Source organism: Streptomyces otsuchiensis, assembly GCF_004305975.1.
Taxonomy (GTDB): Bacteria; Actinomycetota; Actinomycetes; order Streptomycetales; family Streptomycetaceae; genus Streptomyces; species Streptomyces otsuchiensis.
Genome location: NZ_BHZI01000001.1, coordinates 52024 through 73237, shown reverse-complemented (window position 1 = coordinate 73237; position 21214 = coordinate 52024). Strand labels below are relative to the sequence as shown.

15 protein-coding genes are annotated in these 21214 nt (G+C 73.0%); 7 read left to right on the top strand and 8 right to left on the bottom strand.

The window, feature by feature from the left end:
- Nucleotides 1-56 precede the first annotated feature (56 nt).
- Nucleotides 57-1511, bottom strand: a complete 1455-nt coding sequence (locus E0D90_RS00300) for an aldehyde dehydrogenase family protein (RefSeq protein ID WP_103503969.1) — start codon at nt 1509-1511, stop codon at nt 57-59.
- A 287-nt stretch (nt 1512-1798) separates the two neighbouring features.
- On the opposite strand from E0D90_RS00300, the gene E0D90_RS00295 reads away from it, so the two are divergent.
- Nucleotides 1799-3115, top strand: a complete 1317-nt coding sequence (locus E0D90_RS00295; RefSeq protein ID WP_227869874.1) for a M14 family metallopeptidase — start codon at nt 1799-1801, stop codon at nt 3113-3115.
- Nucleotides 3116-3351: 236 nt separating this feature from the next.
- Here E0D90_RS00295 and E0D90_RS00290 read toward each other — a convergent pair whose 3' ends face one another.
- Both E0D90_RS00290 and E0D90_RS00285 read right to left on the bottom strand, forming a co-directional pair.
- Nucleotides 3352-4929, bottom strand: coding sequence for a PucR family transcriptional regulator (locus E0D90_RS00290; protein WP_130796152.1), 1578 nt, complete (start codon nt 4927-4929; stop codon nt 3352-3354).
- Nucleotides 4930-5078: 149 nt separating this feature from the next.
- The gene (locus E0D90_RS00285; protein ID WP_227869873.1) at nt 5079-7274 is read right to left on the bottom strand and encodes an ATP-binding protein; all 2196 of its coding nucleotides are present in this window, start codon (nt 7272-7274) and stop codon (nt 5079-5081) included.
- 476 nt (nt 7275-7750) lie between these two features.
- Between E0D90_RS00285 and E0D90_RS00280 the strand changes: the two genes are divergently transcribed.
- Both E0D90_RS00280 and gabT read left to right on the top strand, forming a co-directional pair.
- Nucleotides 7751-9091 (top strand): ABC transporter ATP-binding protein, encoded by a 1341-nt coding sequence (locus E0D90_RS00280; protein ID WP_130796151.1) that lies wholly within the window; start codon nt 7751-7753, stop codon nt 9089-9091.
- 510 nt (nt 9092-9601) lie between these two features.
- The gene (gene gabT / locus E0D90_RS00275; protein WP_130796150.1) at nt 9602-10960 is read left to right on the top strand and encodes a 4-aminobutyrate--2-oxoglutarate transaminase; all 1359 of its coding nucleotides are present in this window, start codon (nt 9602-9604) and stop codon (nt 10958-10960) included.
- Between the two features lie 356 nt (nt 10961-11316).
- Here the strand turns inward: gabT and E0D90_RS28395 are convergent, their stop codons facing one another.
- On the bottom strand, nt 11317-12024 hold the full coding sequence (locus E0D90_RS28395; protein ID WP_307721121.1) for a hypothetical protein: 708 nt from the start codon (nt 12022-12024) through the stop codon (nt 11317-11319).
- Nucleotides 12025-12293: 269 nt separating this feature from the next.
- Here E0D90_RS28395 and E0D90_RS00265 point away from each other — a divergent pair, with 269 nt between their 5' ends.
- Both E0D90_RS00265 and E0D90_RS00260 read left to right on the top strand, forming a co-directional pair.
- Entirely contained in the window at nt 12294-13343 is a 1050-nt protein-coding gene (locus E0D90_RS00265) for an adenosine deaminase (RefSeq protein WP_130796149.1), read from the top strand.
- Nucleotides 13316-14065: a glycerophosphodiester phosphodiesterase gene (locus E0D90_RS00260; RefSeq protein ID WP_103503963.1), complete on the top strand. Its 750-nt coding sequence runs from the start codon at nt 13316-13318 to the stop codon at nt 14063-14065. Before E0D90_RS00265 ends, E0D90_RS00260 begins: the two co-directional genes overlap by 28 nt.
- A 96-nt stretch (nt 14066-14161) precedes the next feature.
- On the opposite strand, the gene E0D90_RS26425 is transcribed toward E0D90_RS00260, so the two are convergent.
- Both E0D90_RS26425 and E0D90_RS00255 read right to left on the bottom strand, forming a co-directional pair.
- A complete protein-coding gene (locus E0D90_RS26425; protein WP_157996785.1) occupies nt 14162-14320 on the bottom strand; it encodes a hypothetical protein in 159 nt (52 codons plus the stop codon).
- Nucleotides 14321-14589: 269 nt separating this feature from the next.
- The gene (locus E0D90_RS00255) at nt 14590-16023 is read right to left on the bottom strand and encodes a gamma-aminobutyraldehyde dehydrogenase (protein ID WP_103503962.1); all 1434 of its coding nucleotides are present in this window, start codon (nt 16021-16023) and stop codon (nt 14590-14592) included.
- Between the two features lie 296 nt (nt 16024-16319).
- On the opposite strand from E0D90_RS00255, the gene E0D90_RS00250 reads away from it, so the two are divergent.
- Both E0D90_RS00250 and E0D90_RS00245 read left to right on the top strand, forming a co-directional pair.
- Complete coding sequence (locus E0D90_RS00250) at nt 16320-17045, top strand: ABC transporter ATP-binding protein (protein ID WP_227869871.1); 726 nt, start codon at nt 16320-16322, stop codon at nt 17043-17045.
- Nucleotides 17027-18151, top strand: coding sequence for a hypothetical protein (locus E0D90_RS00245; protein ID WP_103503961.1), 1125 nt, complete (start codon nt 17027-17029; stop codon nt 18149-18151). The genes E0D90_RS00250 and E0D90_RS00245 overlap by 19 nt, the downstream gene beginning before the upstream one ends.
- A 170-nt stretch (nt 18152-18321) precedes the next feature.
- Here E0D90_RS00245 and E0D90_RS00240 read toward each other — a convergent pair whose 3' ends face one another.
- Both E0D90_RS00240 and E0D90_RS00235 read right to left on the bottom strand, forming a co-directional pair.
- Nucleotides 18322-19899: a glycoside hydrolase family 10-like protein gene (locus E0D90_RS00240; RefSeq protein WP_130796148.1), complete on the bottom strand. Its 1578-nt coding sequence runs from the start codon at nt 19897-19899 to the stop codon at nt 18322-18324.
- A 100-nt stretch (nt 19900-19999) separates the two neighbouring features.
- Nucleotides 20000-21208, bottom strand: a complete 1209-nt coding sequence (locus tag E0D90_RS00235) for an ABC transporter ATP-binding protein (RefSeq protein ID WP_174856121.1) — start codon at nt 21206-21208, stop codon at nt 20000-20002.
- Nucleotides 21209-21214 lie beyond the last annotated feature (6 nt).

Here is a 21214-nt window from a genome sequence, read left to right as displayed (position 1 = left end):
GGGCCCTCGGGGCCGACCTGCCGCGAGCGGTCCCGGCGGCGTGCGGCGTGAGCCCCCTAGAGGTCGAGACCGGTGAGGACCATCACTCGCTCGTAGGTGTAGTCGTCCATGGCGAACCGGACCCCCTCGCGACCGACGCCCGACTGCTTGACGCCGCCGTAGGGCATCTGGTCGGCCCGGTAGGAGGGGACGTCCCCGATGATCACGCCGCCGACCTCCAGGGCACGGTGGGCCCGGAAGGCGGCCTGCACGTCGTGGGTGAACACCCCGGCCTGGAGGCCGTAGTCCGAGTTGTTGGCGACGTCGTACGCGTCCTGTTCCCCGTTGACGCGGATCACCGACATCACGGGTCCGAAGACCTCGTCACAGCCGAGACGGGTGTGCGCCGGCACGTTCTCCACAACCGTCGGCGCGTAGCTGGCACCGTCGCGCGTGCCGCCGGTGAGGATCTTCGCGCCCGCGGACGCAGCCTCCTCGACCCACGACTCCACGCGCTTGGCTGCGTCCTCGCTCACCAGGGGACCGACATCCGTCGCCGGGTCGGAGGGGTCGCCGGTCACCTGGGCGTTGACCGCCTCGATCAGCCGGGGCAGGAAGCGGTCGTAGACGGAGTCGTCCACCACCGCCCGCTGGACCGAGATGCAGGACTGTCCGCCCTGGTAGTTGGAGAAGGTGGCGATGCGCTGGGCGGCGCGGTCGAGGTCGGCGTCCGAGGAGTAGTCGGCGAGCACGATCGCCGCCCCGTTACCGCCGAGTTCGAGGGTGACGCGCTTGCGCGGCACGGAGTCGAGGATCGACCAGCCGACGGGGGCGGAGCCGGTGAAGGAGATGATCGGCAGCCGCTCGTCCTGCACGAGGGCGGGCATCTCGTCGTTGGGGACCGTCAGGACGCTCCACGAGCCGGCCGGGAGGTCGGTCTCGGAGAGCAGTTCGCCGAGCAGCAGCCCGGACAGCGGCGTCGCGGGCGCGGGCTTGAGGATGATCGGGGTGCCGACCGCGATGGCCGGGGCGACCTTGTGCGCGCAGAGGTTGAGGGGGAAGTTGAACGGCGCGATGCCCAGCACGGGGCCGTGCGGTACCCGCCGGGTGAGGGCGAGCCGCCCCTCGCCCCCGGCGTCGCTGTCCAGGCGCTGCGCCACTCCGCCGTTGTAACGGCGGGCCTCGTCGGCCGCCCAGCGGAAGACGGAACGGCAGCGGCCCACCTCGCCGCGTGCCCACTTCAGCGGCTTTCCGTTCTCGGCCGAGATCAGCAGGGCGATCTCCTCGGCCCGTTCGGCGAGCCGCGCGCCGACGTGGTCGAGCGCCGCGGCGCGGACGTGCGCCGGGGTGGCGGCGAACTCGGCCGCCACGGCCGCCGCGGCGGCGACGGCCTCCTCGGTCTGGGCGGCGGTCGGAACGCTCACCTGTCCGACGGTGCGGCCGTCCCAGGGCGAGGTGACGTCCAGGATCGTGTCGCCGGTCGCCTCACGGCCGGCGAGCCAGAACGCGTGCGGGGGGTTCGCTGTGGTCATCGCGTGGACCGGACCTTCCGAGAGTGGGTGATGGGGTGACTCCTCTCTGCCCACCGTAGGGGTCACGGAGGCCGCGCGCTGTTGTCCGACGCGGCGCGGTCTGTGACGGTGCCGCACCGCTTTGGCGTACGCCACCGGCGCGTGGTGACGGCGCCGCGCGCGCACGGTGCACGCCCGCTCGCACAGCATTGACCGGTCCATGCCATTCCGCGAGGATGACGGCGCAGGCACAACCAGTGACCACCCGCATACCCCCACCCGTCAACTGGACCCCACCAGGAGATGTGATGCGCTCACCCAAGCGCCGGCGGAACACGACCGCCGCCGCCCTTCTGTCCCTCGCCCTCGCCGTCCCCCTGGGTGCCCAGGCCCTGGCGGCACCGGGGCCCGACAACCGGCCCGACGCCCCCACCGTCGACGCCCCGGCCGCACGGAGCTACGAAGTCCTCGGCATCAGCACCCAGGGCCAACGCACGGCGCTGACCGCCCACGGCGCGGCGATCGACGCCGTCGACGACCACTCCGTCACCGTCACCGCCGACCGCGCGACCGCCGAGACGCTCCGTGGGCTCGGCTACCACCTGACGGAGCCGGTGGCGGCCGCCGCCGGAGACGCGATCGCCTCCGCGCCGTCGGAGTACACCAGCTACGCGGAGGCGATGGAGACGATCGAGGCGGCGGCCACCCAGTACCCCGACCTCGTCAGCACCGAGGTCATCGGCACCTCTCACGAGGGCCGCGACATCGTCGCGGTCAAGGTCAGCTCCGAGGCCGCCGTCGACCGGGACAAGCCGGAGGTGCTGTTCACCCACAACATGCACGGCCGCGAGCACCTCACCACCGAGATGGCGCTCTACACGCTGGCCGAGCTGACCTCCGGCTACGGCACCGACACACGGGTCACGGAGCTGCTGGACGAACGGGAACTGTGGATCATCCCCATCGTCAACCCGGACGGCAAGGCCCACGACATGGACTCCGGTCAGTTCCGGATGTGGCGCAAGAACCGCGAGCCCGACAGCGGCTCCAGCGCGATCGGAACCGACCTCAACCGGAACTTCGCCCACCAGTGGGGTTGCTGCGGCGGCTCGTCCACCAACCCGGGCAGTGAGACCTACCGCGGACACGGCCCGGAGTCGGCGAAGGAGACCCAGGTCATCGCCGACTTCGTGCGCGGCAGGGTCGTCGACGGTGAGCAGCAGATCACCGCGCACATCGACTTCCACACCTACAGCGAGCTGATCCTCTGGCCCTACGGCTACACCTACGACGACACGGCCCCCGGCCTCACGCAGGACGACCGTGACGCGTTCGCCGCCGTGGGCGAGGCGATGGCGGACAGCAACGGGTACCGACCGCAGCAGTCCAGCGACCTCTACGTCACCGACGGGTCCGTCAACGACTGGATGTGGGCCGACCAGGGGATCTTCTCGTACACCTTCGAGATGTACCCGCGCTCGGCGAGCGGCGGCGGCTTCTACCCGCCGGGCAGCGTGATCGACCGGGAGACCAGCCGGAACCGCGAGGCCGTGCTCATCCTGATGGAGAACGCGGACTGCATGTATCGGTCCATCGGCAAGAAGAGCGAGTACTGCGCGGCGTGACCGCCGGCGTCCGGCCGGCCCGCGCCGCGATACGGGCCGGCTGGACGGACGCCGCTCCCGCGCAGGGCGGCAGGCGTGGTGCAAGGCGGTGCGCACGGGGCCGCCCGCGTGGGGCGACGGCGCACAGTCTCGCCCGCATGGGGCGGACGGTACGGGGCGGGCCACGCGGGGCAGCGAGCGCGCGGCTGTGCACAGCGATGCGGCGCACGGCGCACCGCATGGGGCGGGGCCCCGGATCAGGGGTGGCGCGCGCCCGGGTCGGTGGCCTTGAGCGCCAGCCACAGCTCCATGCGGACGTCGGGGTCGTCGAGCGAGCGGTCGAGGATCTCCTCGACCCGCCGCATCCGGTACCGGAGCGTGTGACGGTGCACGCCCAGGTCGGCGGCGGCCGCGTCCCACTGCCCGTGGCGGGAGAGCCATGCCCGCAGGGAGGCGACCAGGTCACCCCGGCCGTGGGCGTCGTGCTCCCGGAGCGGGCGCAGCATGCCGTCGGCGAACGCCCGCACGGCGTCGTCGGCGAGCAGCGGCAGCACGGAGCCGGTGGCGACGTCGTCGTGCTCGACATACGGACGTCCGCGGCGCCGTGCCACCAGCAGCGCCTGCCGCGCCTGCTGATAGGCGGTGTCGGCCGAGGTCGGGCCGGCGGGCCCCGACGCGCCGATGACCATGGTGGAGTCGCCGGGGCGCTCCGTCTGCGCGTCCCGCGCGTAGCTCTGCGCGGCGGTGAGCACGGCCCCGCCCTCGGTGGCCAGCAGCACCGTCTGCGCCCCGTCGGGCACCAGCAGCAGCGGTTCGCCCGCCCTGGCGGCGGCCGCCTCGACCGCGCCGGCGAAGGACTCGGCCTCGCGGTCGTTCGTCTCGGCCACCAGTACCCGCAGGGGCGCGTCCAGCAGTGTCCCGTACACCTGTCCGCCCACGGCCCGCGCGTGCTCGGGCTCACCGCTGAGCAACAGGTGGAGCACGGCGCTGCCCAGACGGCGCTCGGCGGCCTCGAAGGCACGTGACCGTTCGGTCAGGAGGGTCAGGATGGCGACGGCCGACTGCACGGCGTAGCGCTCCGCCGTGCCGGGCGGAGCCTCGGTGCCGATCGCCAGCACGGCGCGCGGCAGCGCCCCCGTTCCGATCGACTGGAGCTCGACCCGGTCGTCAGCGGTGCCCTCGCCGCCGTCCGGGGCACTCCCCACGACGACGCTGGCGGGTCCGGCGCGGTCCCGGAGCCGGCGCACCTCCTCGGTCAGCTTCGCGGCCCGCCGCGCGGCCCATGCGGGGACGGCGTGGGTGACCGCGCCGGAGAGGTCGTAGAGAGCGGCCCACCCGTCGACCTGGGTGGCGAGGCGTGCCAGGAGCTCCCGGGTGCCGTCCGGGCTGAGGGCGGCGCGGGTCAGCTCCCGCTGTGCGGCGAACCCGGCGGCGACGGCCTGGTACTGCTCGGCCGCGATCGCGGCCGAGACGGCCTTGGCGATGGCGATGAACGGAATGCGCCGTTCCACCTCGAGCAGCGGCAGCCCGGCGTCGCGGCAGGCGGCCAGCAGGGGCTCGGGCACCTCCGGGTGGTTGACACCGATCCCGAACCCGAGGCCGACCACCCCCGCGTCCTTGAGCCGCCGCACGTAGCGCCCCATGCGGGCGGCATCGTGGACGTCGAGCTTCACGGCGGTGGTCAGCAGGAGCTCACCGCCGTCAAGGAAGGGCACCGGGTCCGCGAGTTCGCTGGCATGGGCCCAGCGGACCTCGGCGTCGAGGGAGCCCTCCGCCGTCAGCACCCGGAGCTTCAGCGCCGGGTGCTGGACCAGGGAAGCGAGCGTCGGATACATGGCGGACCCTTGGTGACCGGGGGCGGAGAGCGTGGGGCACGAACTGCGCACGCCCACCGGGCGGATTATCCGCGCCTCTCACGGTACCGCGCACCAGCGGGCCACGGGATTCGGCCGCCCGCCGCCACCTCCGCGCGGCCGGGCCGCAGTCAGGACCCCAGGCGGATCAGCAGCGGCGGCCCCGACTCGCCCGACACCGTGGTCAGCGACAGCACCGCGTGGCGCGGCGGCAGGCGGTGGGCCAGTTCGGAGGCGGACCAGCGCTCGCGCTCCACGCGGCGCACCGTCACGGTCTCGGTGGTGGCGTCGCGCCCGGTGAACAGCTTGCGTACGCCGCGCCCCGAGCGGCGGATGACGCCGCCGTACCGGTCGGGTGAGCTGGTGACGTCCCGGTCCTCGGTCCACTCCTTGCCCCAGGTTCGCGCGAAGTGCTCACCGTCCCAGGTGGTGATCCCGGAGAACGCCATGCGGCAGCCGACGGCGCCCAGCAGGCCGGCACGGAGGGACTCGGGCACCTCGTCCAGGGTGCGCAGCGCCAGGACGGCGCCGGCGTTGGCGGGGCGCAGGTGTGTCAGGCCGCGCACCGTGCCGGGCGTGACGGCGGCGGTCGCGTCGTCGAGCACCAGGCAGGCGAACAGCGAACGGTCCGCGCGGCTGGTGACGGCGGCGGTGAACTGCGCGAGCAGCAGCCTGCTGAGGATCCGGGCCGCCTCGGTGTGGCCGGCGCCGGGCAGGTCGACGCGGACCCGCAGGGGGTGCTCCAGCGCCGCGAGCGAGAACGGCCGCACCCGGCGTGCGGCGGCGCCGTCCGGTGCGGCGGAGAACCCCGCGCGGTCCAGTACGGCCAGACGGTCGGCGAGCAGCGGTCCGATGTCGTCGGCTCGCTGGGCCTGCCGGGCGCGGGCGGCCAGCTCTCGCTGCTGGTCCCATGCCCCGGCGTGGTCGAGATCCTCGGCGAGGGTGGCGAGGAGGGCGGGGGCCCCGTCGAGCAGGGCCCGCAGCTCCGGGACGCCGGGGAAGTGCCCGTAGGCGGCGCGGTACGGACCGATGAGCTGGACCAGTGCGGCGGCTGCCTCGCGCGGCTCGGCACGTGTGCCGCCGGTCAGCGCCTCGGCGAGCAGCACCGCTGCCTCGTCGGTGGGCTCGACGCCGCCGTAGAGGTCGAGGCGGTGCCCGCAGGCCGGGTCTCCGATCCGGACGATCACGTCGAAGGCACCGTCAGGGCCGAGGGCGGCCGGGGCGCTGCCCACGGCCACGACGGCGGCCCGGCCGGTGAGCGCCTGCAGGCACATGGCCTCGGTGACGGGGCGGATCACCCGCCCCGTCTTTCCGGAGCCGGGCGGCCCCACGGCCAGCAGCGAGGTACCGAGGACCGTGGGGTCGAGTGCCGCGGACTCGCCGCGGTGCTCGTAGGGGTTGCGCTCGTCGTCGAGTGCCTCGCCGATCAGGACCTGCCGGGTGAGCAGGTCGTGGCGCGCGGTGCGCACGGCCAGGTCACGGTCTCCCGAGGGGTGGGCGAACGCGGCGGGCCCGGCTGTGAGCACCGCGTCGCTGAAGGTGCCGAGGGCGGTGGGCCGGGCGCGTACCGTCTGCCACGCGTGGTCGATGCGTGCGTAGTCGAGGTCGCTGAGGGTGCCGTCGCGCAGGTCGGCGGTGAGCCGCTCGGCGGCCTCGACCGCGCCGCCGTCGCGGAGTTGTTGCCAGCGGGTGAGGTCGCGCAGGGTGGCCGCCTGCTCGGCGGGGCCGGTGCTCAGCCGGCGCCATGCCTGTCGCCAGCCGCCCAGGGCCGTGCAGCCGGCGACGAGCAGCGCCGTCCAGAGCGCGTAGTACACGTTGTAGGCGACGACGTAGGCGGTCGAGTCACCGTTCTCCCACCAGCTGTCAGGAACGAGCGCGTACAGCGGTTCGAGCCAGAAGACCCAGACGCCGCCGAAGCTCAGCCCCCAGGCCCACGCTCCGAGAACCACGGCGAGCGACGCACGCCGGAACTCCGCGACGGGAAGCGGCGGGGCGTCCGGACGCAGTCTCAGCAGACCGAGGACGCGGGGGCGTTGCCGGCGCCACACGCGGGGCCAGTTCCCGATCCGCCCGAACAGGACGGCGAGCGTCAGTCCGAAGAGGACGTAGTACAGGTAGGTCACCGACACATAGGCACGGGTCCCGCTCCACGCGTCGAACGTGATCCAGTCCAGTGGCCACAGCCAGACACGTACGTAGCCGTTCCAGCACAATGACCAGACCAGCAGTCCGCTGAGCAGCGCCAGCAGCGCGCCGCCGTACAGCTCGCGGTCGCTGAGGGGGTCCGGTTCCCGGGGGGGCTTGGCGACGTGGCCGAAGCGCCACACGCCGGGGGGCGCGGAGGGCCGGGGCGCGTGCAGCCATCCGGAGAGCGGCGGTGCGGCCGTCGTCGGAGGTTCCGGTGGCTGCCGTGGTGCCGGGGGCGCGCCGCGCCCCGTGGGTGCGGTCCGGGACCCGTCATGCGGTCCGCGCCGCGTGCCGTCCGTGGTCATCGCCTCCGCCGCTCCCCGACCGGTACCGGCCGGTCTCGCCGCTCGCTGTGCCGCCCGTCCGTCGTGCCGGCCGCTCCCAGCCTATGGCCCCGCGGCTTCCGGTGTGGCCTGCTTGGGCGCGTCAACTGCTCCGTCCGCATTCCGTGTTGCGCGGGGACGGCTTCGTGGGAACGCGTCACGGGCACGGGTCCCCGGGCCGGGGGCGCTTCTTCGGGGCAATGCCGTCAGAAGCGTTCCCCTCGCTCCGTGCCTGCGCTACGTTCCGATCCCCCCACCATGCCGACGGAGCCGAATCACCTGGACGGAAGCCGATGAGCCGCGCCATCTCCCTGCAGGACGTCACCAAGGTCTACGGCCGCGGAGTCACCGCGGTCGACCGGCTGTCGATGGACATAGCGCCGGGCGAGTTCGTGGTGCTGCTCGGCCCCTCGGGGTGCGGCAAGTCGACGGTGCTGCGGCTCATCGCCGGACTGGAGGAACCGACCTCGGGCACGGTGCTGCTCGACGGCGAGAACGCCAACGACTGGGGCCCCGGCGAGCGGCGGCTCGCGATGGTCTTCCAGCACTACGCGCTCTACCCCACCATGACGGGGCGGCAGAACATCGGGTTCCCGCTGCGGATCGAGACGCCGGACGAGGACCCGGGGCCCCGCGTGGAGAACGCGGCCCGCAAGCTCGGCGTACAGGACCTGCTGGACCGGCTGCCCTCCCAGCTCTCCGGTGGCGAACAGCAGCGGATAGCGATGGGGCGGGCGATCGTGCGGCGCCCGTCGACCTTCCTGATGGACGAGCCGCTGTCCAACCTGGACGCCAAGCTGCGCAATCGGCTGCGCGCGGAGATCGCCACGCTCACCAGGGAGCTGGGTGTGACGACGCTCTACGTGACCCACGACCAGTCCGAGGCGATGTCGCTGGGTGACCGGGTCGCCGTGATGCGCGACGGGGTGGTGCAGCAGACGGGGACCGCTCGCGAGGTGTACCAGCTGCCCAACCACGTCTTCGTGGCGGCGTTCGTCGGCACTCCTCGCATCAACCTGCTCCGGGCACGGGTGCTGGCACCACTCGGCGGCCGCATGAGCCTGGATTTCGGAGGGCAGAAGCTCCTGCTGCCCGAGCCGCTGCTGCCCGACCACCAGATGCTCCGTATCCAGATGGGTCGGGACATCACCGTGGGGCTGCGGTCGGAGGCGGTCCGGGTGGCGTCACCGCAGGAGGCCGGTCCGGGCGAGGGGGCGCTCCAGGGCGTGGTGGACCACGTGGAGTTCCAGGGCCACGAATCGCTGGTCCATGTGAACGTGGGCGCGCGGGGCGCGGCCGTGGCCGGGCTGGAGGCGGCACGCCGCCCCACGCGTCGCCGCGTGGGGCGGCCGGGGCCGCTCTCCCGCCTGCTGGGCAGCCGCGCTCCCGCCGGCGGAACGGGTGGTCCGCACGCCCCGGGCGCCGTGTCGACGGAGCCGGACGGGGGCGAGTCCACCGAGGCGGCGGGCCGCATGGCGGGCAACCTGGTCGTGCGGGCGGGCGCCGACGTGTGGGCGCGCCCGGGGCAACGCGTTCCGCTGCTGGTGGACATGGAGCGGCTCTACGTCTTCGACGAACGGGGTGATCGCGTCTGCCCGGCGCCGTCCCACGCGCCCGTCCTCGGACCGTACTGATCATCACGCGTCACCACTCGCTCAGTGCCGGCCCCGTTCCCCGGGGCCGCCGGTGCTCGCCTCGCCAAGCTGGAACGGTGGGGGCGCGCCTTTCCCCCGGTTCGCTGCCCCGGCGCGGAGCGGTGCGGCCCGCACGGGGCGGCCCGGCCGGAACAACCGGCCCGCGCCCCATGCGGGACGCCCCCGTCCCGGCGGCCTCCGTGCGATACCGGCGCCGGGACGGCTTGCGCCCCGTGGCGCACGGGGCGGCGCATTGTCCCGCTCAGCGCTCCCAGCGCGCCCCCTGAGGCGCCGCGCCACGGGTGCGGACACGGCGGCGTCGGCGCCCGCCGCTTCGACGCGACGGCCAAGACACGCTGGGGAGTGCTCCGTGGTGGTGCATGTCTCCACCACCACCGTGGCCCTAGCCTGCGAATTGCAAGCATGTACGCCGAGCTGTCCGGGACGCCCCGTCGTCCGGCCGGGCAGGCCCGGCGTCCCACGCCACCACCGTGCCGAGGAGTGTGCCCGATGAGCATCACCCAGGATCTGTCCGGAGGGCCCGCGCTGACCCAGGAGCGCCGCGTCGTCACCGAAATCCCCGGTCCGAAGTCCCGCGAGCTGATGGCCCGCAAGGAGGCCGCGGTGGCGGGCGGCGTCGGCGCCGTGCTGCCCGTCTTCGTGGAGAGGGCCGGCGGCGCGGTCATCGAGGATGTCGACGGCAACCGTCTGATCGACTTCGGGTCGGGCATCGCGGTGACCTCGGTCGGCAACAGCGCCGAGGCGGTCGTCCGCCGCGCCACCGAGCAGCTGACCCGGTTCACCCACACCTGCGCGATGGTCACGCCGTATGAGGGCTACGTGGCCGTGTGCGAGGAGCTGGCCAAGGTGACGCCCGGCGATCACGCCAAGAAGTCGGCGCTGTTCAACTCCGGCGCGGAGGCAGTGGAGAACGCGGTCAAGATCGCGCGCACGTACACCAAGCGCCAGGCCATCGTCGTGTTCGAGCACGGCTACCACGGACGCACCAACCTCACGATGGCGCTGACGGCCAAGAACATGCCGTACAAGCACGGCTTCGGGCCGTTCGCGCCGGAGATCTACCGGGTGCCGGTCGCCTACCCGTACCGCTGGCTGACCGGCGCCGAGAACTGCGCCGAGGAGGCGGCGGCGCAGGTGATCGACCAGATCACCAAGCAGATCGGGGCGGAGAACACCGCCGCCATCGTGATCGAGCCGCTGCTGGGCGAGGGCGGCTTCATCGAGCCGGCACGCGGCTTCCTGCCCCGGATCGCGCGGTTCGCGCGCGAGAACGGCATCGTGTTCGTCGCCGACGAGATCCAGAGCGGCTTCTGCCGCACTGGACAGTGGTTCGCATGTGACGACGAGGGCGTGGTGCCCGATCTGATCACCACGGCCAAGGGCATCGCCGGCGGGCTTCCGCTGGCGGCCGTCACGGGTCGGGCCGAGATCATGGACGCGGCGCACTCCGGTGGTCTCGGTGGAACCTACGGTGGCAACCCGGTGGCCTGCGCCGCCGCGCTCGGCGCCATCGAGACGATGCGGGAGCAGGACCTCGCGGCCCGGGCGCGCCGTATCGAGGAGATCATGAAGCCCCGGCTGACCGCGCTCGCCGAGGAGTTCCCGTCCATCGGTGAGGTCCGCGGGCGCGGCGCCATGCTGGCGGTCGAGCTGGTCAAGCCCGGTGGCAAGGAGCCCGACGCGGATCTGACGGCCGCGGTCGCCAAGCGGTGCCACCAGGCGGGTCTGCTGGTCCTCACCTGCGGCACATACGGCAACGTCCTGCGCTTCCTCCCGCCGCTCGTCATCGGAGAAGAGCTGCTCAACGAGGGCCTCGATGTCCTGCGGAGCGCATTCGCGGGAGAGTGACCCAATCCGCACGGCGGCGTGGGGCCGGCAGTCGCCGGCCCCACGCCGCCGTGCGTGTCCCGGTCTTCAGGGCCTGGCGCGCGGGGCCCCGTACAACGCTCCGTCGAGGGTCGCACCGGGCTCCGTACGGGGCGGCACGCCTCTCCGTCCCGTCGATGCGGTGGCTGGGTCGTTCGGGTACCTGTCCGGGGCGCGCCGCCCCGGCCAGTCGACTGCCGGCGGAGCCCCTGCTTCCTCCGCGTGGGGCCGGCGCCGGCGGGCGAACGGTCTCACCGGGCCCGCTTCCTTCGCGGCGGTAATCGGCTCGGTCCCGGCAGCGCCCCCGCGCGCGCCGGGACGGAGCGACGCATGGCGCGTCATCCGGTCACCCCATCGCCGGGCTCGGGCCGCGGCACCGCCCCGGCCCCATGCGTCTCCGGCGGTTTCGACGGCCCCGACGGCCGCGACGGCTCCGGAGCGTCAGCCGACACCCGGCCGTCGTCCGGAGCCGGGGAGCCACAGCGCCGTTCGTCCCCCGCGGACTCGGGGGCCACCGATCCGCCCGGCGCCGGGGCCGGGGCGCCCGGCACCACGCCGAGCCGGTCGGCGCGTCCGCCCTGGCGCGGGACCCCGGCGCCACGCGCCAGCACCGCCGCCGCCTCGTGCATGGCCAGCTCCAGCCGGGCCGGGTCGGTCAACTCGCCCGAGCCGTCGGGAGCGACCAGCCATCGCACGCGCCCGGTCCTGCGCCGGGGGTGCGGCAGGGCGATCCAGCTGCCGCTGCCCACGCCGCTGACGCCCGTCCCGACCCAGCGGGCGGATGTGCCCGCCGGCACCAGGAACCCGACCCGGTCGGCCTCCTCGTCGGCGAGGACGGGTCCGGTCACCTCCCCCAGGCGGTGGAGTACGTCGAGCGCCTCCCGGCCCAGCGCCGATGGCAGGGTGAGGACGTCCCACATGCGCCCCGCCGGCAGCAGGGTGAGCCGCTGCGGGCTGTCCTCCCATGTCCGTCGGCAACTGTCCGGTTCCGGTGCCGCCGCCGCAAGCCACTGCAGCGCTGTCCGGCCGCCTACCGAGCTGTTCATTGGTGTGCTCTCCTCACGTCTGGCCCCGTGCGGGGCGACATGCCGTCAGGAGGAGAGAGCGGAAGGAGGCGGGATCCTTACGCGGGTTCGGCCGACTGTTTTCGTGGTGTGTGTCACCCGTCCCGGCGCACGGTGCCGGTATCCCGTGTGGTGAGGGGTCCGCCTGCCCGGCGCGGCGCGGGTCCCACCTACGATGGCTCCCTCCGCCGGCCCGGAGGCACACCCCCGGTACACGAGCACCGCGGCGCCGGCCCGCGCTGGAGGAGAACATGGACGAGATTCGACCCGGTCTGCGCGACTTCGCAGCCGGGCTGCCGAAGGCCGAACTGCACGTCCACCACGTCGGTTCGGCCTCGCCCCGCATCGTCGCCGAGCTGGCCGGCCGGCACCCGGACTCTCCGGTGCCCAAAGACCCGGCGGAGCTGGCCGAGTACTTCACCTTCCGCGACTTCGCCCACTTCATCGAGGTCTACGTGTCGGTGGTGGACCTGGTGCGCGACGCCGAGGATGTCCGCATGCTGACCTACGAGGTAGCGCGCGAGATGGCGGGCCAGACGATCCGGTACGCCGAGCTGACCGTCACGCCTTACGGCTTCACGAAACGGGGCATCCCCGAGGAGGCCGTCATGGAGGCGATCGAGGACTCGCGCCACGCAGCGGCGAGGGACTTCGGGGTCGCCCTGAACTGGTGCTTCGACATTCCCGGGGAGCTGGGTCTGCCCGCCGCGGAGGCAACTGCCCGCATGGCGTGCGAGCTGAGACCGGACGGCCTGGTGTCGTTCGGTCTGGGGGGACCGGAGATCGGGGTGCCGCGCGGGCAGTTCGCACCGTATTTCGAACGAGCCGTCGCGGAGGGGCTGCGCAGCGTGCCGCACGCCGGCGAGTCGAGTGACGCCCAGTCGGTGTGGGACGCGCTCGACGCGCTGCGCGCGGAGCGGGTGGGGCACGGCATCCGCAGCGCGGACGACCCCGCGCTGATGGCCCACCTGGCCGAGCGGGGAATCCCCCTGGAGGTGTGCCCCACCTCCAACGTGGCCACTCAGTCGGTGGCCTCCCTCGCCGACCATCCACTGCCCCGTCTGGTCGCCGCGGGGGTGCCGGTCACCATCAACAGTGACGACCCACCCATGTTCGGCACCGACCTCACCAGCGAGTACCTGGTGGCGGCCCGTCTGCTGGAGCTGGACGAGGCGGGTCTCGCCGCGCTGGCGCGGAGCGCGGTGGACGCGTCGTTCCTCGACACGCCGCTCAAATCCCGCCTCACCGCGGAGATCGACGATTATCTGACCTCATGGCAACGGACCGAGGAACAGCTGTGACCGCTCCGTCGGGCCCCGTCCTGGCGGTCGCGCACCGGGGCGACCCCTACCGCGAGCGTGAGAACACCCTGGCGTCCTTCCGGTCGGCCCTGCGGGCCGGTGCCGACGCCGTTGAGCTCGACGTGCGGCTGTGCCGCGACGGCGTTCCGGTGGTGCTCCACGACCCGGGTCTCAAGCGCCTCTGGGGTCAGGACCGCGCCGTCGCGGAGCTCACGTCCACCGAACTCGGCGAGGTGTGCGGAGGGGCGGTGCCCACGCTCCGTCAGGCACTGGCGGCGACGTTCCCGAAGCTGACCCTGGTCGACCTGCCCGATCCCGACCCCGCGACCGCGCGGGGCGCGGTGGAGGCCGTCCGGGAGGACGGCTCCATGGCACGGGTCCGCTACTGCGGCGATCCGGCCGCGCTGCGCGCGGTGCGAGCGGCCGACCCGGCGGCCGAGATCGCCCTGACCTGGAAACTGCCGACCGCGATCCGCGCCAGTCTCCTCGCCGACATCCGGCCGGCCTGGCTCAACTACCGCTTCGGCCTCGTCGACGAGCGGACGGTCGCCCACGCCCACGAGAACGGCTACCGGATCGGGGTGTGGACGGCGGACACCCGCCGCACCATGCGACGGCTCATCGCACTCGGCGTGGACGCGGTCACCAGCAACCGGGTCGCGCTGCTGCGCGAGGAGATCGACCGTGCCGGTCGGGGGACCGACTCCGCGCCACGTGTGTGAGAAACGGGCCGGCCGCCCGGGACCGTGGGGATCCGGGCGGCCCGCACCCTGTGCCGCCGGGGCCGTGTGGCGGCCCCACGGACTCAGCCGTTGGTGTCAGTGGCAGAGCCAGCCGCCGGGAACCGGCCAGCACTGCTGGTCCGGCGTGTGGTCCACGGCGGACGCCTGGGCGGTCATGCCGCCGGCGAACATGCCGATGGCGGCGAGGACGATCGCCAGCCGGGCGGTCTTGCGGTTGCGGAGTCCGTTGCGCATGGGTGATCCCTTCGGGTGGGGGTACGTCGCCCGCATCAGGTGCGAGTGGCCTGAAGCGATGGAACGGCCACTGAACGTAGCAACCGCCCCGCCCGGTCACACGGGTGCATCCGGCCAACATCGGCCACACAGGCACCCTCACCGAAAGTCACAGAAGGCGAACAGTGCAGGCGTCGCCCTGACGCGTGGGGCCCCACGCCGGGGCGGCGCGGGGCCCTGCGGCGAAGCGCGCTCTGACCGGTGGGCCCGGCCTGGGCCGGGCCCACCGGTCAGAGCGCCGTCATCACATGCTTGACGCGGGTGTAGTCCTCCAGGCCGTAGGCCGAAAGGTCCTTGCCGTAGCCGGACTTCTTGAAGCCACCGTGCGGCATCTCCCCGACCAGCGGGATGTGGGTGTTGATCCACACGCACCCGAACTCCAGGCTCTTGGAGAGCCGCATGGCGCGCGAGTGGTCGGTCGTCCACACCGAGGACGCCAGCGCGTAGTCCACACCGTTGGCCCACTCCAGCGCCTGCTCATCATCGCGGAAGCGCTGCACGGTGATGACGGGCCCGAAGACCTCGTTCTGGATGATCTCGTCGTCCTGGCGCAGACCGCTCACCACGGTCGGGGCGTAGAAGTAGCCCTGCTCCCCCACACGGTGGCCACCGGTCTCCACCTTCGCGTGAGCGGGGAGCCGGTCGATGAAGCCGGCCACCTTCCCGAGGTGCGCCTCGTTGTTGAGCGGCCCGTAGAAGCAGTCCGGGTCGGTGACGTCGCCCGTGCGCACGTCGCCGGTGGCCTTGACCAGGGCGTCGACGAAGGCGTCGTGCACGGAGTCGTGGACCAGCACGCGGGTGGCGGCGGTACAGTCCTGCCCCGCGTTGAAGAACCCGGCGTCGCGGATGCCCTCGACCGCCGCGTCGAGGTCGGCGTCGGCGAAGACCAGGCACGGGGCCTTTCCGCCGAGTTCCAGATGCACGCGCTTGAGGTCCTTGGCGGCGCTCGCGGCGACCTCCATGCCGGCCCGCACCGAGCCGGTGATCGAGGCCATGGCGGGAGTGTCGTGCTCGACCATCAGCCGCCCGGTGTCCCGGTCGCCGCAGACCACGTTGAACACGCCCTTCGGAAGGACGGAGCCGAGGATCTCCGCTGCCAGGACAGCGGAGGCGGGAGTGGTGTCCGAGGGCTTGAGCACGACCGTGTTGCCTGCGGCGATGGCCGGGGCGAACTTCCAGACGGCCATCATGATCGGGTAGTTCCACGGGGCCACCTGCGCGCAGACCCCGACGGGCTCGCGGCGCACGAAGGACGTGAGCCCTTCCATGTACTCGCCCGCCGACTTGCCCTCGAGCATGCGGGCCGCTCCGGCGAAGAACCGGATCTGCTCGAGCATGGCGGGCAGTTCCTCCTGCCGCGTGAGCTCCAGGGGCTTCCCGGTGTTCTCGCACTCCACCGCCAGCAGCTCGTCGGCGCGCTCCTCGAAGGCGTCGGCGACACGCAGCAGCGCGAGCTGGCGAGTGGAGGGCGTGGCGTCACGCCACGCGGGGAACGCCGCGCGTGCGGCGTCCATCGCGGCGTCCACGTCCGCGGGCCCCGACAGGGGCGCGGTGGCGTACGGCTTGCCGGTCACCGGGTCGATCACCTCGGTGGTCCGGCCGTCATCGGCGTCCCGGAACTCTCCGTCGATGTAGTTACGGAGCCGACGCAGCTCGCTGGTCACGGCACCCCTCCTGCTTCGCGTTGCACGGGTGAGACGACTCCAGCCTATGCACCCGCACCACCGGAAGGACAGCGGAGAGTGCGCCTCATCGCCACAAACCTTTCGGCTCACGGCGCGTGACACCGCCAGAACGTCCGGGCACGGTGGCATGGCTGGATTCTTTCTCTCTCCATGGGCCCCGGACGGCCATCCGGTGGCTTCTGCGGCATTTATCTCGCCACGGCCCGTTCCGTAACCAAGATCCGGCATGACCCGTTGGTACTGTCGCTGCCCTGCCGACCAGCGGAGGTTCCTCGGTGAGCGCCGCCCCACCCGACAACGACCTGCTGTGGACCCGTGAGCTGCACTGCGTCCGCGAAGGCACACCCGCCCTCCAGGACGTGGACCTCAGTATCCGCAAGGGTGAGATCGTCGCCCTGACCGGCCCGCGGGGCAGTGGCAAGACGACCCTCCTGGGTTGCCTGGCCGGACTGCTCCCGCACCGCGGCGAGGTCTGGTTCGACAGCATTCCCGTACACGACCTGCCCGTCGGCGTCCGCGAGCGGCTGCGCCGCGAACGCTTCGGCAGGATCTCCGACACCCCCCAGTTGCTGTCCGAACTGACCGCCTGGGAGAACGTGGCCCTCCCCCTGCTCCTCGGCGGCACCGGTCACCGCAAGGCACGACGCTCCGCCCTGGAGTGGCTGGAGCGGCTGGACGCCGGGGAGTGCGCGGCCAAGCGCCCGGGACAGCTGAGCCGGCCGCGGCAGCAGCGGGTGGCCATCGCTCGGGCTCTGGTCCACGAGCCGTCCGTGCTCTTCGCCGACGAACCAACCGCACCACTGCACCAGGGCGACCGCGTCCAGGCGCTGCGGACGCTGGTCGCCGCCGCGCGTTCCCACATGATCACCACGGTCATCAGTGGCCGCGAGGAGGAGGTCGCACCGGTGGCCGACCGCACACTGCGTCTGCTCGACGGCCGGCTGACCGCCGGCCCGGATGACTCCACCGTGGCCGGACCCGCATGCTCGCTCTCCGCCTAGCCCGCGGCGCGCGACCCGTCGCCCAGCTGCGACGCCTGGTCCTCGCCGCCACCGCCGCCGGCGTCGGCTTTCTGTTGCTGGCCGCCCTCGCCTACGCCACCGCCAACCCGACGGAGCCCGGCGAGGCCTTCGTGCGTCTGGCCTGGTGCCTGCTTCCGCTCGCCGCCACCGCGCAACTAGCGGCCTCCGTGGCCCGTGCCGACCCGGTGACCGAGCCTCGTTCCGCACTGGACGCGGTCTCGCTCGCCCCACGCCGGCTCCGCGCGCACGCCGCACTGTCGACGGCACTGGCCGCGCTGCTGGGAGTGGCTGCGGCGGTTCTGGTGTTCCTTCAGCTGCGGGGCAAGCTGGGCTCCGTTCCCCTCTTCGACGGACAGGGCATCGGTCTGCCTGTCGGCGGCCCGGACCTGCCCCTGGCCGGCGCGCTCACCCTGCTGGCGCTGGTTCCGGTGACCGTCGCCGTCGCCGGAGGGCTGGCGGTACCGGCGCGCGAGCGCGCGGCAGCGGCGGGCGCGCTTCTCCCCTGGGGCGCGGCCCTGGTCGCGGCCGGGACCGCTGTCGGCGGATACGCGGCAGCCACGGCGGGCGACACGGACGGTCTGCCGCTGCCCGGCACCCTCGGAGGCGTGTCAGCGGGGGTCCTGCTCGGCTGGACCCTCAGCGTGGCCGGGGTCGTCCTGGCGGCACCGGGGCTCGCTCAGGCTGCCGCACGGCTGCTGACCCTGGGCCGGCCGGGCGCGCTGCGGCTACTGGCCGGACGCACCCTGCAGCGGGAGGCCTCCCGCCTGGGTGCTCAGCTCGGCACCGTCAGCGCGTCGACGGCCGCCGCGCTGGCCGCGACCCGCCTGGACGGGCCGGTGTTCGCGGGTGGGCTCGGGCTGCTGGGCGCGGGAGTCGTTCTCCTGGCGGTCGTCGGGGCAACCCTCACCACAGCGGCTTCACTGCGTACCGAGCGGGCCTCCGCGACGGAGACGCTCCGCGAACTGGGCGCCGCGCCACGGTTGATGCGCCGGGCGCGGCTGCTGCGGGCGGCGACGCTCCTGGCGGTGTTCGTGCCGCTGACATGGCTGACAGCGGCGTTGCTCACCCTGCCGCTTCCCGGCTGAACCGGCCCGGCCCCGCCGACCAGCCGCCGGCGACTCGGTCGCCGCGGGCGGCGCGGGGCGGCGAACAGCACGGACGGAGGCCCGCCCCGCTCTCGCGGGGCGGGCCTCCGTCCGTCGCGCGGCCCCATATGCGTGGTGCACGGTGTGCACCACGCAGATGCGATGAGGCGTCAGCGCAGGTTGATGTAGCTGCCCAGCTTGGCCTCGCTGACCTTGCCCTTGTCCACCTTCACGGCGGTGACGGGCGCACCCACCACCCCGCGGGGAAGGTCCACGGTGACCAGGTAGACGCCCGGGTCGACATGGGCGAAGCCGAACCAGCCGTCGCCGTCGGCGACGCGGGTCACGGGCTGCGAGCGGTTGGTGAGCGGCTTCAGGGTGACCTTCGTCTGGTCCAGACCGTCACCGTTGCGCAGCTTCAGCTGGCCGGTGACGTGGCCCTCGCCCGGCTTCGTCTTCCATGCCATGTCCGGGACCGCCGCCTCCTCGGCGAACGGTGCGTCCGGGCCGGTGGTCAGCGCCTCGGCCAGCGCGTCGCGCTCCGCCGAACGGTTCTCCCAGGACCCGTCGACGTGGGTGCTGCTCGGGTTGGCGTACGCGTAGCCGCTCCACCCGGCCGCGGTGTTCCCGGCGGCGGTGGGGGCCACGGCCTCCAGCGCCTGCTCGACGCTGTCCTCGACCGGGTTGAGGTAGAGGCCGGGGCCGTTGACGGTCTGGCGCCCCATCTGGTTGTCGGCCATGAACTCGGACCACTCCGAGTACATCTGCTTCTGCGCCGGCTGCCAGTTGCGCTTGTAGTTCATGGTCATGACGGTGTCGGTGATGCCCTCGTCGAGCCAGCCGACCCAGTCCTGGAGGACCTCGCCGTAGGTCCGGGTGGACTCCCAGCCGCCGACCGCCTGCGGACCGTTGCCGTAGGTGATGGCGTTGATGGAGAGTCGCGTCTGGGGGTCGATGTCCCACAGCGACAGGTAGATCTTCCGGACCAGGTTGGTCACCTGGTCACGGCGCCAGTCGGTCCACTGCGCGTCGCTGGGCTCGGGCAGGTCGGAACGGCCGGTGGCCTGCTGGAACCGCTCGACGGAGACATCGTTGTAGCCCCAGTCGCTGTGGGTGGTCGTGGAGTTGTGGTCCGGGTAACGGATGTAGTCGAGGTTGACTCCGTCGACGTCGTACTCGCTGGCGATGCTGCTGATCGCCTTGACGATGTAGTCGGCGACGTCCGGGTGACCGGGATCCACGTAGACGTTCGCGCCCTGGAACTCGGTGCCGTCGACCTTCTTGTTGAGCCAGCGGTCGCTGCCCTCGGCGGTGGGGCCGTGCTGGTTGAAGACGTGCTCGGGCGACTTCGGCGCGGTGGCGCTGTTCCAGAGAGTGTTGACGTTCACCCAGGCGTGGACCTCCAGGCCCGCGGCGTGCGCCTGCTCGATGATCTCGTCCAGCGGGTCGTACGGGGCGGGGTTGACCGCCGCGTCGGTGCGCGGGTAGAGGGCGCGGTTGCAGAAGCAGTCGTAGCGCCTGCCGGTCTGGACGATGAGGGCGTTGGCGTTGATCGCCAGTGCGTCCTCGACGGCGCGAGCCGCCTGTTCCGGGGTGTAGACGCCTTCGTTGAAGGCGTCCACCCAGTAGCTGCGCCACTGTTCGGGCTGGTCGCCCTGGTCGGGGGCGGCCGCGGCGGGGCCCGCGGTGACCAGGCTGGATACCAGCAGGCCGAGGCCCGCGGCAAGGGTGGGCAGGATGCGTCTCATGCGGGACCACTCCTGGGGAGCTGGTGGTGGCGTGTTCTGATCAACAGCGTTGCGGCTGACAATTTAGATCGCCAGACTGTGCCCGTCTAGACGAAAACTTTCATCTTTTTTGCGAGTTCTCCACGGACGGCGCGCCTGATCGGGGCTCAGAAGGCAACAGAACGGCCTCTTCGGGGTCGAAGCCGACCACGACCCGCGCCCCTTCGTCGGGTGCGTGACGTAGGGGGCAGGTGGCCTCCAGCCGAGGGCCCCGCTCGGGGTCCAGATGCAGCACCACATGGTCACCGCGGAAGGTGCGCGCGGCCACCACACAGCGCAGAGCGCCCTCGTCGCCGTCCAGGAGCGCCGCCCCGTCTCCTCCACCTCCACCGTGCCCGGGGGGCGCGTCACCGCCGCCCCGGCCGCCGGGCCACGCGGCGGCCGGGGCAGAGCCACGGCGCAGCAGGACCCCGCCGGGCCGCACCAGGAGGCGGGCAGCACCCCGCTCCACGCCCTCCGGGCCGCGCAGGTCGCCCCACGGCGTGCGCACGGTGCCGTCACCGACCACCGCGTCGACGACGTTGGCGAACCCGAGGAACCGGGCGACGAACTCGGACGCCGGACGCCGCCACACCTCGACCGGGGTACCGGACTGGGCCACCCGCCCGTCGCGCATCACGATCACACGGTCGGCGAGCGCGAACGCCTCCCCTTGGTCGTGGGTCACCGCGAGCACCGTCGTGCCCAGCGAACGGAACAGTGAGCGCAGTTCGACGACCAGCCGTTCACGGAGGCCCCGGTCCAGTTGCCCCAGCGGTTCGTCCAGCATCAGCAGCCGCGGACTCGGCGCCAGTGCCCTCGCCAGTGCCACGCGCTGCTGCTCGCCGCCGGACAGCGACGCCACCGCGCGTCGCTCGGCTCCGGGGAGTCCCACCAGCTCCAGCAGCCGCGTCACGCGTGCCGTCGACTCCTCCCGCCCCGTGCGGCGCATCCGCAGACCGAAGGCGATGTTCCCGCCGACGTCGCGCTGCGGGAACAGCTGGTGGTCCTGGAACATCAGCCCCATGCCGCGCCGGTGCGCGGGCACCCCGCTCTGGTCGTTCCCGTCGAGGATCACCCGGCCCGCGTCCGGGTGCTGGAGCCCCGCGACGGCGCGGAGCAGCGTCGACTTGCCGCTGCCGCTGGGGCCGAGTACGCACACCGTCTCGGACTCGTGCACGTCGAGCGTGACCTCGTCGAGGGCGGCACGGTCGCCGAACCGCACCGTCAGAACGTCCAGGCGCAGCAACGGCGCGGCCGGCCGAGCGGCTTTCGGAACTGCCGGAGTCATCAGGTT